Origin of the sequence: Petrimonas sp., from assembly GCF_963921705.1 — a bacterium.
In the GTDB taxonomy this organism is placed as follows: domain Bacteria; phylum Bacteroidota; class Bacteroidia; order Bacteroidales; family Dysgonomonadaceae; genus Petrimonas; species Petrimonas sulfuriphila.
In genome coordinates this window covers 324,753-339,351 of record NZ_OY997410.1, presented here as the reverse complement: position 1 = coordinate 339,351, position 14,599 = coordinate 324,753, and the positions used below count along the sequence as shown (strand labels likewise).

The following is a 14,599-nucleotide window of genomic DNA, read 5'->3' as shown; positions in this document are numbered from 1 at the left end:
AGCACAAACTTAGAATTAATGATTATCCCATCTATTTCATATTGCCATTTACACCGTAGAAATAAACAATCATACTTATGCTTGAAACTTCAAAACATTTATATCAATCACCTCTTTACCATTCAGAGAATGGAGACTGGTCTACATCTTACGAAGAGGTTATAAGTCAAAGCAAAAAACTAACAATTGACAATACTTCTATAACTTCCATGTTGTCTTTTGGACAAATATCTCACAATAGGACATTATTTCAGGAAGTCAAACGTTTACCTTGGCTTTCAAAAATTAATGATGCTGGAGAGATAGTTTTGGAGGATATTCCTAAACACGATTATTATATAGGAGAGAATGATTTGCTAGCTAAAATGCTATTTGAAAGATTGACCAATGAAGCTCGTTCGGTGGCAAAGCTTTACTCAAAAATTTATATATTGCTTACAGGAGGATTAGACAGTCGAATTGTTGCAGGTATTTTTAAAAACTTATATGATAATGGAGAGATAAAAGAAAAACCGATCTGCCTTACTTGGGGACAGGATAATTCTAGAGATGTTGTATATGCAAGTAAAATGGCCAATTCTCTGGATTTAGAATGGCAACATATTCCTTTGACTGCTGAAACGGTTTTAGAAAATATAAAAAAATGTGGAGAGTATCTTGGTCTGCTTCATTCTCCTGAAATGCTTCATAGTATGTTGTGGTTTAAGAATATTCCAAAGGATAGTGTTGTTATAGCCGGAAGTTTTGGAGATTCTATTGGTAGAGCTGAATTTGCAGGATTGCATTTACTTATGTTGTCAAAAAAGGTGCCTTCGAATACATATAATCTATTAAATGAGTCTGTTTTTCAATCTGCATACCTAGAATTGTCAACTGATTTAAATGAAATATACTCAAGAGGGGGGGAAGGCACTCTAAACTATATGCAGTGTGAATATTGGATGCAAGGTTATCGAATGAGAAATGGTCTATGCCATGCGTTATCAATAATTAATAAATATGCAAGAGTTTATCAGATGTTTACTTCCCCTGAAGTTTATTCATTTATGTGGAGTTTACATCCTTCTCGTAGAGACGATAACATGTACTTCACTCTATTGAGAAATTATTTTCCAATACTGGCACGTATTCCATGGGCAAGGACAAATAAACCTATAATAGGCAATTATGCAGATAAGGGGCTTAAAAGTCATTATCATGATTATACTAAATGGTCTCAAAGTGTTTTATATAACGATGTGAAAAAATTAGTTGATCCCGAATGGTTCGCGGCTAAACAGCTTTTTAATCCCAAAAGTATAGAAAAAATGAATATATGGGTCTCAAATAGTACAGAACGGGTTGGGAGATTAAATGACATTTGGCTATGGTTGGCTGGTTTTAGGTATTACATAGATCAACTTGAGGAAAGAGGAGTAAATATTCATTTCGAAGTTCAAGATTCAAACAAAGAAGGAGTAATAAAAAAAGAGTTGCATACAAATAATTTGAAATCTACTGTAATCCATTTAGTTAGCAATTCATTGATACTTAATGAAAAATTAAAATATGTGCGCTCTAAATATCGAATATATATACTAAATAGACTCAAAAAATCAATGATTGTAAAATATCCACCAAAGCAGTTACAATGAAAAATAAAGTTTTAATAGTTTCTAACCCGCTCAATCACGAGGGTGGTATTGTGAATTATTACAATTTATATTTTAAATATTTCGCGTCAAACGACTTTGAATTAAAACATTTCACAATAGGTTCACGTGCATTTCTATTTTACCGTCCGTTTTTAAAAAAGATATTATATCCGGTATATTATTTTTTCGACTATTTTCGGTTTGTTATTACACTTCTCCTTGATACTCAGATCAAGATAATTCAGCTGAATCCATCTTTAATTCCTGTTCCTTTAATTCGAGACGGATTATTGCTGTTTACGGCCAAATTATTTGGAAAAAAAGTGATTGTTTTTTACAGAGGATGGAAACTTCAGGTTTTCAGCAAATTACACTCGAATGAATTCTTGAAAAAAATGTTTAACTGGCTTTATCAGAAAGGGACACAGCAAATTGTGCTCGCTTCGTCATTCAAAAGTGATTTATTAAAACTCGGAGAACCAACTCTTCCAATAATAATTACGACAACAGCTATAGATAAAAGCGAAATAGTAATTAAAGAAAAAGGGACAGATAAAAGATTAAATATCTTATTCTTAGGTAGAATTCAAAATTTGAAAGGGATTGAAGAAATTGTAGATGCTATCATACAATTAAAAGATGAAAATAAATTAAAGTACTTCCGTTTTACATTTGTTGGACACGAAAGTAGAGTTGGCTATATTCAATCTTTGCAAGAAAAATTGTCGCAAAATCAGATCTATGACGATCAGGTTTCTTTTAAGGGTAGGATAACCGGACAAGAAAAATATGAAATATATGCTCTACACGATATTTACTTGTTACCATCTTATACGGAAGGTTGTCCTAATAGTGTCCTTGAGGCGCTTGCTTCTGGTTTGTTTTGTATAACTACAAATGTCGGAGCTTTAAATGATATAATCAAAAATGGAAAAAATGGTGTTTTGATTCAAAAAAAATCAAATGCTGATATTGTGAATGCATTATTATATTGCCAATCTAATAAGGAAGTATTGAATTCCAGAATTGAAAATGCAACTTTGTATTCTAATGAGTTCGATATAAGAAAAATAATATTTGATTTTAATAATATTTATTCTCAACTCACGTATGCAAAATAAAATATATCTAATAGGGCCGACTGAGTCTATATTAACAAAAAGAGGTAATAGATTTCCAAATATTGCCGATTTTCTGGTAACTCAAGGTTTTGAAATAATATATTATACATCTAACTATTATCATGCTGAGAAGAGATTCTTTACAGATGATGAGATTTCTGAAGCTAAATCCAAATGTAAGTATAATTTAAATATAATCAGTGCGCTTGGGTATAAAAATAATATTTCATCTAAACGTGTTGTTTCAAACTTCTTATTTTCATTAGCTTTGTTCTTCAAATTGATATGTAGAGTTAACAAATTTGATATTATTCTTATTCCATCAAGACCTGTTGAACTAATTTATTTTGTTTCATTATTGAAAAGAATAAAAAATACGAAAATAATTATAGATATTCAGGATATTTGGCCTGATGCTTTAAAAATTAGCAATAAAATAAAGAAGCAAATATTCACTAGTTACTGTAATATTTTTTTATATCCTTCTCTTAAGCATTATACAAATTCGTTTCATGTAGCTCCCTCTTTTCTAACATGGCTGCATCGATATTCTTCTAAAACCCCTTCTGTCTTTATTCCACTTGGTTGGGAAAATGAAAGATGGCAAAATATCGATTTCAAGGAGAACATAGAAAATAAAGGTCTTCATTTGGTATGTATTGCACAATTACAATATCAGATAGATATCATGCCTGTAATTGAGACTATTAAGTATAAGGAAGACGTGTTTTTAACAATTATTGGAGAGGATGGTACCGGGGAAAGGTACAACGAGGTTTTTACTTACATTGAAGAGAATAATTTAACGAATATTAATATTGTTGGAAAAGTGGATCGATGCGGTATTATTGACTATTTGAAAACTATGGATATAGGGATACTACCAATGATAACTTCGTCTATTCCAAATAAAATATTTGATTATATTGCAGCTTATTTACCAATCATTGTTTTAGGTGATAATGATAGTTCTAGATTTGTTTTGGAAAATAATATCGGGTGGTCGTGTAATTATAATTCTAAATCTTTTTCTCATCTTATCGATAATATTACGATAGACGAAATTATTATTAAGAGACATAGTTTACAAAGAATAAGAAAACAATACTCTAGAAATGAACTCCATAAAGAAATCTTAAAAACTATAGGATAAATAATGCTGCAACTAACTCAAAAACTCTCTGATGGTGAAATGCTTGTACAGGAAGTTCCGGCTCCTGTGTTAGGAAAAGGGATGGTATTGGTGAAGAACCATTATTCACTTATAAGTGCAGGTACGGAAGGAAGCACCGCTAATACTGCAAGGAAAGGTTTGATTGGAAAAGCAAAAGAAAGACCGCAACAGGTAAAACAGGTGTTAGATGTTCTCATTGAACAGGGTCCAGTTCAAACTTATAGGGCTGTAACAAAAAAACTTGAAGCATATTCGCCGATGGGATACTCTTCGGCAGGTGAAGTGATTGCCGTTGGTGATGGTGTTAGTCAATTTAGTATTGGCGACTATGTGGCTTGTGCTGGTGTAGGTTATGCCAGTCATGCAGAGATAGTAGCTATACCTGTTAATTTATGCGTTCGATTATCTTCTCAGGCTAATTTAAAATATGCTGCTTATAATACGCTGGGAGCTATTGCTATGCAATCTATCCGTCAGGCTGATTTGCGACTCGGAGAGACCTGTGCAGTAATTGGGTTAGGGTTGTTGGGGCAACTTACGGGTTTGATTCTGAATGCATCTGGTGTGAATGTGATTGGGATTGATATTCATCAATCTCCCGTACTTCTTGCAAAGGATCATTTTGCTGCATTAGCTTTGCAGCGTAATACACCGGGTATTGAAAAACGAATTGAAGAGTATACCGGTGAACTGGGGGTGGATGCGGTTATAATTGCTGCGGCGACAAATAGCATTGATCCGGTGAATTTTGCCGGTGCCATTGCCCGTAAAAAAGGGAAAGTCATTATATTGGGTGCAGTTCCAACCGGTTTCGAGCGTGATCCTTACTGGTATAAAAAAGAACTGGAACTTAAAATGTCCTGTTCATACGGTCCCGGCCGTTATGATTTAAACTATGAGGAGAAAGGGATAGATTATCCCGCTGCTTATGTTCGCTGGACGGAAAAACGTAATATGGAAGCGTTTCAGCAATTGTTGGTAGACAACCGTATAAATATTGATTACCTTACTACCCACGAATTCGATTTGGAGGATGCGCCAAAGGCTTATGACATGATTGTCAACAAAACGGAACCTTATATGGGCATTGTGCTAAAATACAATAAGGAAAAGCAGATCCGGTTACAAAACAAGATCATGATCAGCGGATCCAGACCTTCTTCAAAAATAAATATAGGTTTTATTGGCGCAGGAAGTTATGCACAAGGGAATCTGCTTCCCAATATTCCGAAAAGTAATAGTGATGTTGTTTGTAGAGGTGTGTTAACCAATTCTGGTACCACATCAAAAAGGGTCGCTGAACGGTTTCAATTTGAGTTTTGTACATCGAACGAGAAAGATATTCTTGAAAATAAAGATATTAATACTCTATTTATTGCAACCCGCCACGATTCTCATGCAGAGTATGTTTTAAAAGGTCTTGAATTCGGTAAACATATTTTCGTAGAAAAGCCGCTTTGCCTGATAGCAGAAGAACTAGAACAAATTATCACCGCTTACACAAGAGTGGAAACAAATTCTGCACAATTTCTACGGACACAACTAATGGTCGGTTTTAACCGTCGTTTTAGTTCGCTTTCAACCGAACTGAAAAAGCAAATAGGCAGTGGCACTATGAGTATTCTTTACCGGATAAATGCCGGACATATTCCGGGGGATACCTGGGTTCAGGATATGGAAATAGGAGGAGGGCGTATTATCGGTGAAGCTTGCCATTTTATCGACTATCTGACATGGTTGAATGGTAGTCTTCCTGTATCTGTCTTTGCCTCTGCCTTACCTGATTCAGGTGGTCGCAACGACACAGTAAATATCAATATCGCTTTTGAGAACGGCTCAACCGGTGTGATCGCTTATTATGCCAACGGTCCCAGGTCGATGCCTAAAGAATACATCGAGGTATTTCATAACGGTTCTTCGGGTGTGATCAATAATTTTAAAGAGTTATCCTTGTTCGGAAAATCTAAACGAAAGAGAAAATTACTCAATCTCGATAAAGGACAAAAAACTATGGTAGAGCAGTTTTTGAACAGTATCCAAACCGGTACGCCGCTAATTCCGTTTGAAGAGATTGTAAGCGTAACTAAAGCGACTTTTGCTGTATTAGAATCAATCAAAACAGGACAAGTTATAAAATTATAAAATGACGATTGTTGAGTCTTTTATCAGGTTAAAGAATTACAGTGAAACCGAGAATTTTGCCGGTTGGGATCCATACGATGGGCTGAATTCGAAGGTGTTTCAGAGGTTACCGTTTTTTAAGCGTTCAGCTCTTTGTCGTCTAGTTGTTATTCAGGGATTTAAACGGAGTCCGATAAATTTACGGCGGATTGCTCTGGTTCCAAAAGAACATAACGCCAAAGGTATCGCCTTGTTCCTTAACGGCTATTGTAACCTGTATCATGCTCTCCAAAAAGGTGTGAACAGTGGGATATCCGGAGAAGAATGTTTGGAAAAAATACACTATCTGGCCAATCTTTTGCTGTCCCTTCAAAATAAAGGATATAGCGGAGCTTGTTGGGGTTATAATTTCGATTGGCAGGCCCGGCGTATATTCCTGTTTCCTAAAAATACCCCGACTGTGGTCGCCACTTCCTTTGCCGTGGCTGCTTTGTGTGAAGCTTACGAAATTACCCGCAATAAAACCTATCTGAGCGAAGCTTTATCCGCAGCGGATTTTGTGATCAATGATCTGCATAGAACCGAGTGTGGTAACGGTTTCCTTTTTTCTTATAGCCCGTTATCCGGAAACAATACCGTCTTCAATGCTTCTTTATTGGGAAGTAAAATATTGAGTGTCTGTTATCATTATACAAAAAACGAAGAATATAAACGGTTGGCCCGGGCATCGGTAGAAGCATGTTGTGAAGCCCAAAATAAAGATGGTTCGTGGATTTATGGCATGTTGCCCGTACAATCATGGATAGACAGTTTTCATACCGGATATAATTTAGAGGCTTTGCAAACTTTTCAGAATTTAACCGGGGATTACTCCTTTCAGAAAAATATCATCAAAGGATTCGATTTTTATATACGCAATTTTTTTCTGGCTGGTGGTACTCCAAAATATTATCATGATCGAATTTACCCGATTGATATCCATTGTCCTGGACAACTGTTCGTTGTATTATCGAGACTGGATAAGTTTGGCGATTGGCAACAACTGGCTGAAAAGGTAATGGGTTGGACATTAAAAAATATGCAGGACAAGAAAGGATATTTCTATTATCAGATAAAACCGCACTTCAGTTCCAGAATTTCTTATATGCGTTGGAGCAATGCGTTTATGTTCAATGCAATGTCATACTATCTAAATAGTTGATTTCTTCATCGTGACACACAAAAAAGTATCATTAAACGGAGTTGAGTTGCATCCTTTCAATTCCGAAGGGGAGTTACTGGATTATGTAAACTTGTATAAGGGTATCCTCGTGGCTATTAATGCCGAAAAGATCCTTCATGCGACGGACGAGACAAGGGCAATCATTAACCGGAATATCGGTTATTGCGACGGAGCAGGTGTCCAATTAGTCTTACAGCAAAAAGGATACAAGGATGCTTGTAAAATACCTGGGTGTGAATTATGGCTGAAAATCGTACAACGGTTTTATCATGAAAAATCGTTCTACTTAGTGGGGACTACACAGCAAATAATCGAAGAAACGGTTACAAAACTGAAGAAGGACTTTCCAGCGATTCAGATTAAAGGGTTCCGGAACGGGTATATTAAGACGGAAGAGGAAAAAGTGATCCTGATAGAGGATATTATGGTAAAAAAGCCGGATGTGGTATTTGTTGCGATGGGATCTCCCAAACAGGAACTTTTGATGGAAGAGATGCAAAAACAACATCTAGCCATTTATCAGGGTTTGGGAGGTAGTCTCGATGTTTATACCGGACATGTAGAACGGGCACCCCGCTGGTGGCTCGACCACAACCTGGAATTTGCTTACCGGCTCATAAAGCAACCGAAGCGCATAGGACGTCAGATCCATTTGATCAGGTATGCGTATTGGTTGGTAACCAGAAGATTATAGTAAACGTTCTGTCAACTAACAACACTTGGCTGGAAAGTGATGGGTTAAACATTGAAAAACATGCAGGACAAGGATGGATATTCCTTTTATCAGGTAAGGGCACATTCCAGTTCCAGGATTCCTTATATGAGTTGGAGTAATGCGTTCATGTTCCATGGGTTAAGCTGTTTCCTTTTAAATGGTTACCGATAATGAGCCTCGTGTAATTAAAATCCTTTTAAACAAAGAACTGTATGGAGGGCACCCAATCAAAAAATAACAAAGAAAAGAACGCAAGCAAATATCTTACGGATGTAGCATCATGCACGTTTACATTCTCAGACGGATTGTCAAGCAAAGTGAAGCCGTCTCCCGGTAATGAAATTGTGTTGGTGAAACTGATATCACACACTGCAAAATCGAAAGTATTTGAAAAGAACGTATTGAGAAACTATATATATGTGAAGACTATGAATGAACTGGCGAAACTTTGCGGTTACGGTTGCACCAAAACTTTTACGCGCCATTTCAAGAAATATTTCGGACAAACACCGTATCAATGGATGTTGGACCGGAAAATGGAGGAGATAGACTTCTTGGTTAAAAATACGGAGTTGACCATTACGGAAATAGCCGAAATGTACGGTTTTAAAAGCCTCTCGCATTTGGTGAATTTTTTCAGCAAGCGGAACGGTATTCCACCCCATAAAAGCAGATCAACAGAGGATACCTGATTTCTGTTTTTTACAACAAACACCCACTTCAAACATTCCAGTTCGGATTTGGTGGAGAAAATAAACCTGCACAAAGGCATCCTCATGGTAATGAATGTTGAAAAGATCTTTCTGGGGACGGCCAAGCAAAGACCATAAGAATGTTTGCAAGAAACCCTCTTCTCAGAGAATTCATCTTTAATGTTTAGACAGTGGAGATGAAAGACAGGACCTAATCTTTACCATGGTTAAGCAAAGATACGGGACCCTATACGTAGAGGCCGTATCGTTGCTGTTTTTTGATCCCAGTACGATTTATCCGGTAATCGTCTGGGATCATTTTTTTAAGTATATGTTACTTTATCATCGAATTATTGATTAACATTTTCTCCCAAAAAGTTTTTTAAGGACATAAGAGATTAAATAAAATCAACGGTTTATAGTTTATTTTGTGTGAAATAACATTTTTTTTAAAGGGGATTGCTTACATTTGTAGCCAATTTCTAATTTTTCGTAATTCAAAAAATGAAAAAAACACATTACATAATATTCTGTTTACTGGGGCTTGCACTAGTCAGTACTTCTTGCAACAAAAGAAAAACGTATGCGGAGATCCTGAAGGATGAAACCCGTGCCATCGAAAAATTTATCCTGGAAAATAAACTGGTTGTACTGGATGAATTTCCCACAAGTTTGGTCTTCAAAACCAACGAGTTTTACCGTGATCCGGCTACAGGAGTTTATTTCAATATCATCGAGCCGGGAGATACTGCCAGCAAAGTAAAAGAAGGTGAGGAGGTTTATGTCAGGTTTATCGGATTGCGATACTTCACCTCTTCGAACGACACCACCGAATACTCTAATCTCGATCCGATACGTAGCCCGTTTCCTGAATCGCTCACATACAGGGGGCCTGTAACGGTAATGAACCGATCCCTGTATTCCGGAACAACACCTGGATGGGCTGTCCCGCTTACTTATGTGGGGCACGCCGGAAGAGTAAAAATGATTATCCCTTTCAATATGGGTTCACAAAGTGACCAGCAGTCCTATTCAACAACCTATTACGATAACGTTCAATACCGATTCGAATCGCAATTATAACGTATTATGACACTTATTAAATCCATATCCGGTATCAGAGGCACAATTGGAGGACGGGTGGGTGATAACCTTACTCCGGTTGATATCGTGAAATTTGCATCGGCCTATGCCCTGTTTATCAAAAAAATTACCGGAGATGCGAAGCCGAAAATAGTGGTTGGCAGAGATGCGCGGATGTCGGGTAATATGGTACATAGCCTTATTACCGGAACCTTGATGGGTATGGGTTGTGATGTGGTGGATGTGGGTATGGCAACAACGCCCACCACAGAAATAGCCGTTGTGAAAGAATCGGCATCAGGAGGAATTATAATTACTGCTAGTCACAATCCTAAACAATGGAATGCTCTTAAATTGCTGAACAGCCGGGGCGAATTTCTGAATGCCGACCAAGGCAAAGAAATACTGGAGATGGCTGAGGCAGAAAGCTTCGAATATGCTTCTGTGGATGAATTGGGAAAAGTTAGTCACAAACAATACCTGCACGCTCATATTCAGAGTATTCTTCAATTGGACCTGGTGGATTTAGATGCCATAAAGTCTGCCCGCTTCAGGGTGGCTGTGGATGCGGTCAACTCTGTTGGCGGAAACGCCGTCCCGGAGTTGTTGTATGCCTTGGGAGTGAAGGAGGTTTTTAAATTGCATTGTGCCATTCACGGTAACTTTTCGCATAACCCGGAACCGTTGCCGCAAAACCTGACGGAGCTTTCGTCGCTGATGAAAAGCTCCCGGGCTGATGTGGGTTTTGCCGTTGATCCGGATGTAGACCGGTTGGTCATTTACGCCGAAAACGGAGAGCCGTTCGGCGAAGAGTATACGTTAGTAGCTGTTTCAGATTATATATTGCAACATACCCCCGGAAATACAGTTTCTAACCTGAGTTCTACCCGGGCTTTGCGGGACATTACCCAACGACGGGGCGGTGATTATTTTGCTGCTGCAGTAGGCGAAGTGAATGTGGTGGCAAAGATGAAAGAAGTAGGGGCTGTAATTGGCGGCGAAGGTAACGGCGGAGTTATTTATCCGGCCTCGCATTACGGGCGTGATGCATTAGTAGGCATCGCTTTGTTTTTGACGCAACTGGCGAAATCAGGAAAAAAGGTGAGCGAGCTCAGGGCGGAGTACCCCGGTTATTTTATGTCGAAACAAAAAATTGAACTTACTCCCGATATCGACACCGATGCCATCCTGCAAAAAGTGAAAGAGCGTTTCAACGGAGAACAGGTGACGGATATCGATGGTGTTAAAATTGATTTTCCCGATAAATGGGTGCATTTACGTAAATCGAACACAGAACCTATTATTCGGATTTATTCGGAAGCAAAAACTCAGGAAGAAGCGGAAGAGGTTGGAAAACAGATTATTGATATTATCAAAGAACTCAAATAAAAGAAAGGTTAATTTCAACAATTACCGTATATTAAGACACCTTCTGTTTTAGTTGCGGTAATTTTTTGTTGAAAAACAGACGATTGTATAGCATGAAAGAACGCTTGATCAGTGATGATGACATAAGAAAGTTTCACCCGGTCTTCCGGGGGAAAAATGGAGATAGGAACATTAAATGGGGAATGAAATTATCGGGGCTCAACAACGCCTGCGAGGTCTACGATAAATCCAAACACCTGACGGGCGTGGCTTTCTGCTCCGATTTGCTAGACAAGTTGGGACTTAAGCGTACCGTTGTTAACGATCAGGTTTTGGAACCCTTCAAGGATAAGCCGTTCATTGTGGTGGCCAATCATCCCAACGGCCATGTCGACGGGATTGCGCTTATTGAAACCGTTGCATCGAGAGTGAAAAACTTTAAGGTAATGGTTAACTTTATTTTGGGGCTGGTGGATACGATGGAAGAAAACTTCATAAAAGTGAATCCATACAAACATACAGACAAAATGAAGCACATTTCGCTTTCGGGGATAAAAGAGTGTATCGACCATATCCGGAAAGGGAACTCTATGGGGTTTTTCCCTGCAGGATCGGTCTCCAGGCTAAAGTTCCGCAACGGTAGATTTATGATTCACGACCGTCACTGGCAGCCGTCGGTCATAAAGCTCATACAAAAGGCCAGAGTTCCTGTGATTCCGCTATACATCGATTGTAGGAACAGGTATCTGTTCTACGCTACCCGGTTTCTCAACTGGCAGTTACAGAGCCTGGTTCTGTGTCACGAACTGTATAACAAGAAAGGGAAAGAAATGACATTAACATTTGGTGAACCGGTTATGCCCGACGTGATCAGATCGATCAGCGATGCCGATGAGTTAGGTGATTTTTTACGCGATAAAACCTATGCATTAGCAAAAAAGAGGTAAATTTGTGAGTAAGAACATGGCCAAACAAAATATACAACAAGTTAAACAACGTTTCGGCATTATTGGTGTTTCTTCCGAATTGGATAGGGCCATCGATATAGCTTTACAGGTTGCACCTACCGACCTGTCGGTGCTTATTACGGGTGAGAGTGGTGTTGGGAAGGAAAACTTCCCGCAGATCATTCATCAGTACAGTCGCCGTAAGCACGGACCCTATTTTGCCATTAATTGCGGGTCTATCCCCGAAGGAACGATCGACTCCGAGCTTTTCGGACACGAGAAAGGATCGTTTACGGGTGCTACGGCAACCCGCAAGGGATATTTTGAAGTGGCTAACGGAGGGACCCTTTTCCTTGATGAAGTAGGGGAGTTGCCGTTGTCCACGCAGGCCCGTTTATTACGCGTGCTGGAAACCGGAGAGTTTATAAAAGTAGGTTCTTCTCAGGTGGAAAAGAGTGATGTTCGGGTAGTTGCAGCTACCAACCTGAATATTGCCCAGGCCATTGAAAGGGGAAAGTTCAGGGAAGATCTGTTTTACCGGTTAAATTCGGTTCCTATCCGCATCTCTCCGCTGCGTGACAGAAAAGAAGATATCGCGTTGTTGTTCCGGAAATTTGCTAGTGATTGCGCCGAGAAATACATGATGCCATCCATCACATTGACCGAGGATGCCCGGGAAATGCTTACAAATTTTCGTTGGCCCGGTAACGTCAGGCAACTGAAGAATGTAACGGAGCAAATATCGGTGATTGAACACGAACGCGTGATTACCAGCGAGATTTTGCAGAAATACCTGCCCAAAGCAGACGCTGCATTGCCTGTGTTGGCTTCGCAATCAAGAGATTCGGATCAGAAAATCTTTTCGTCGGAACGGGAGATTTTATACCAGGTCCTTTTCGATATGAAAAAAGACATCAACGATTTGAAAAATGTGGTGAAAACTATTCTGGAAGATGCGGCAACTTCGGTTCCCCAGGATGAGAATCCCATTTTCCATTCACCAGCTGCCCCTCAGGACAAGACCCCGGTGACGCTGCCGTTGAAATATGAAGAGCTGATGCCTAAAAAAAATCATCTGGCGGAGGTTCATGACCGATCCGATTTTCAGGAGGCGACCGAAGTTGAAATTACCAATTTGTCACTCGAAGATGCTGAAAAGGAGATGATCGCGTTGGCCTTGGAGAAGCATGACGGGAAGCGTAAATTGGCCGCCAGTGAACTGGGCATTTCGGAGCGTACGTTGTACAGAAAGATTAAGGAGTACAATTTAGAGAAGTTATGAGAAAAATAAGAAATACAGCGGTGCTGTTTATCCTGTTGACTTCCTGTTCCATTTCTTATAAGTTCAGTGGGGCCTCCATCGATTATAACCTGACCAAAACCTTGCAGCTGGGTACTTTCGTGAATCAGGCGCCGTTGGTTTATCCGCCATTGGAGTCGCGCTTCAACGAAGCATTGAAAGATATGTTTACCCGGAATACCCGGTTGCAGTTTGTGAATCAGAACGGCGATATGGAGATAGAAGGTGAAATTGTGGGTTACGAACTAACACCGCTTGCCGTGCAAGAAGATGCGTTTGCTGCAGAGACCCGCTTAACGATGAATGTTCGTATGCGTTTTCGTAACAATAAAATCCCGGGACAAGATAAAGAGGAGACAATCTCTGCCAACCGCACCTTCTCCAGTAACGTTAACCTGACAGACGTACAGGATCAATTGATTAAAGAGCTTACCGATGAAATTGTAGATCAGATTTTCAACACGACTATGGCAAACTGGTGAGATGGATAAATCGGATTTTTTTAGTTATATCACGGATAACAGGAAGTTGGATGAAAGAAGCCTGAGCGGGTTGGAGAACCTGGTTGAAGAGTATCCTTATTTTCAAACTGCCCATTTGCTGTTGGCTAAGAACCGGTATTTAACCCGCCGGGAAGAATTTGAAAAGAACCTGGCAAAAACTGCTGTTTTCTGTGCCGACAGAAGCCGATTCTTTTATTTTATCAACAACGATAAATATGCCCGGTTTTTTCCGAAAGAAACGGTATCAAGCCCTGTCGACAGAACTCAAGCCTTGTTGAACGCTTACCTGGATACTTTTTCCGAAGAACCCCGGGAAATTCCGGAAATTGAAACAAGCATCGTTTCCACGGATTATTTCACTTATCTGCAGAGCCTGGAGGAAGAGCCGGACGGAGAAATTGCAGAAGCCCGTCAAAACGAATTTAAGCATCAAGACATCATTGATAGTTTTTTGGAAAAAGCTGCAGCTAACGAGATTACAATCACTTCGTTGGAAAGAGAACCGACCGAAACTCAAGAGGTAGATGCAGAGCCGGGTAACGATGGATTTTTAACGGAAACGCTTGCGAAAATTTACATTAAACAAAAAAAATATGAACAAGCATTGACAATTATTCGGCAATTAAGTTTGAATTTTCCAAAAAAAAGTGTTTACTTTGCCGACCAAATTCGATTTTTGGAACTTTTGATACTCAACGAGAAAAATAAAAAAGAATAAA

The 14,599-nt window shown here is 39.1% G+C and carries 13 protein-coding genes; all 13 read left to right on the top strand.

Annotated features, from left to right (window positions below):
• Positions 1–77 precede the first annotated feature (77 nt).
• The 13 genes from AACM02_RS01430 (at position 78) to AACM02_RS01370 (ending at position 14,598) form a co-directional block, all read left to right on the top strand.
• Complete coding sequence (locus AACM02_RS01430) at positions 78–1,634, top strand: asparagine synthase-related protein (RefSeq protein ID WP_339115849.1); 1,557 nt, start codon at positions 78–80, stop codon at positions 1,632–1,634.
• Entirely contained in the window at positions 1,631–2,755 is a 1,125-nt protein-coding gene (locus AACM02_RS01425) for a glycosyltransferase family 4 protein (RefSeq protein WP_339115848.1), read from the top strand. The genes AACM02_RS01430 and AACM02_RS01425 overlap by 4 nt, the downstream gene beginning before the upstream one ends.
• The gene (locus tag AACM02_RS01420; RefSeq protein ID WP_339115847.1) at positions 2,745–3,908 is read left to right on the top strand and encodes a glycosyltransferase; all 1,164 of its coding nucleotides are present in this window, start codon (positions 2,745–2,747) and stop codon (positions 3,906–3,908) included. Before AACM02_RS01425 ends, AACM02_RS01420 begins: the two co-directional genes overlap by 11 nt.
• A 3-nt stretch (positions 3,909–3,911) precedes the next feature.
• A complete protein-coding gene (locus AACM02_RS01415) occupies positions 3,912–6,071 on the top strand; it encodes a bi-domain-containing oxidoreductase (protein WP_339115846.1) in 2,160 nt (719 codons plus the stop codon).
• 1 nt (position 6,072) lies between these two features.
• Complete coding sequence (locus AACM02_RS01410) at positions 6,073–7,251, top strand: delta-aminolevulinic acid dehydratase (RefSeq protein ID WP_339115845.1); 1,179 nt, start codon at positions 6,073–6,075, stop codon at positions 7,249–7,251.
• 10 nt (positions 7,252–7,261) lie between these two features.
• Entirely contained in the window at positions 7,262–7,966 is a 705-nt protein-coding gene (locus tag AACM02_RS01405) for a WecB/TagA/CpsF family glycosyltransferase (protein WP_339115844.1), read from the top strand.
• A 233-nt stretch (positions 7,967–8,199) separates the two neighbouring features.
• Positions 8,200–8,679: a helix-turn-helix domain-containing protein gene (locus AACM02_RS01400; RefSeq protein ID WP_321765515.1), complete on the top strand. Its 480-nt coding sequence runs from the start codon at positions 8,200–8,202 to the stop codon at positions 8,677–8,679.
• Positions 8,680–9,183: 504 nt separating this feature from the next.
• On the top strand, positions 9,184–9,762 hold the full coding sequence (locus tag AACM02_RS01395; protein WP_214063341.1) for a DUF4827 family protein: 579 nt from the start codon (positions 9,184–9,186) through the stop codon (positions 9,760–9,762).
• A 6-nt stretch (positions 9,763–9,768) separates the two neighbouring features.
• Positions 9,769–11,151: a phosphoglucosamine mutase gene (gene glmM / locus AACM02_RS01390; RefSeq protein WP_339115843.1), complete on the top strand. Its 1,383-nt coding sequence runs from the start codon at positions 9,769–9,771 to the stop codon at positions 11,149–11,151.
• 92 nt (positions 11,152–11,243) lie between these two features.
• Positions 11,244–12,077, top strand: a complete 834-nt coding sequence (locus AACM02_RS01385; RefSeq protein WP_286849336.1) for a 1-acyl-sn-glycerol-3-phosphate acyltransferase — start codon at positions 11,244–11,246, stop codon at positions 12,075–12,077.
• Between the two features lie 16 nt (positions 12,078–12,093).
• Positions 12,094–13,359 carry a sigma-54-dependent Fis family transcriptional regulator gene (locus AACM02_RS01380; protein ID WP_214063344.1) on the top strand — a complete coding sequence of 422 codons (1,266 nt, stop codon included), beginning with the start codon at positions 12,094–12,096 and terminating at the stop codon, positions 13,357–13,359.
• The gene (locus tag AACM02_RS01375; protein WP_286849333.1) at positions 13,356–13,859 is read left to right on the top strand and encodes an LptE family protein; all 504 of its coding nucleotides are present in this window, start codon (positions 13,356–13,358) and stop codon (positions 13,857–13,859) included. The genes AACM02_RS01380 and AACM02_RS01375 overlap by 4 nt, the downstream gene beginning before the upstream one ends.
• Position 13,860: 1 nt before the next feature.
• Complete coding sequence (locus tag AACM02_RS01370; protein WP_214063337.1) at positions 13,861–14,598, top strand: hypothetical protein; 738 nt, start codon at positions 13,861–13,863, stop codon at positions 14,596–14,598.
• The last annotated feature ends 1 nt before the right edge of the window (position 14,599 follow it).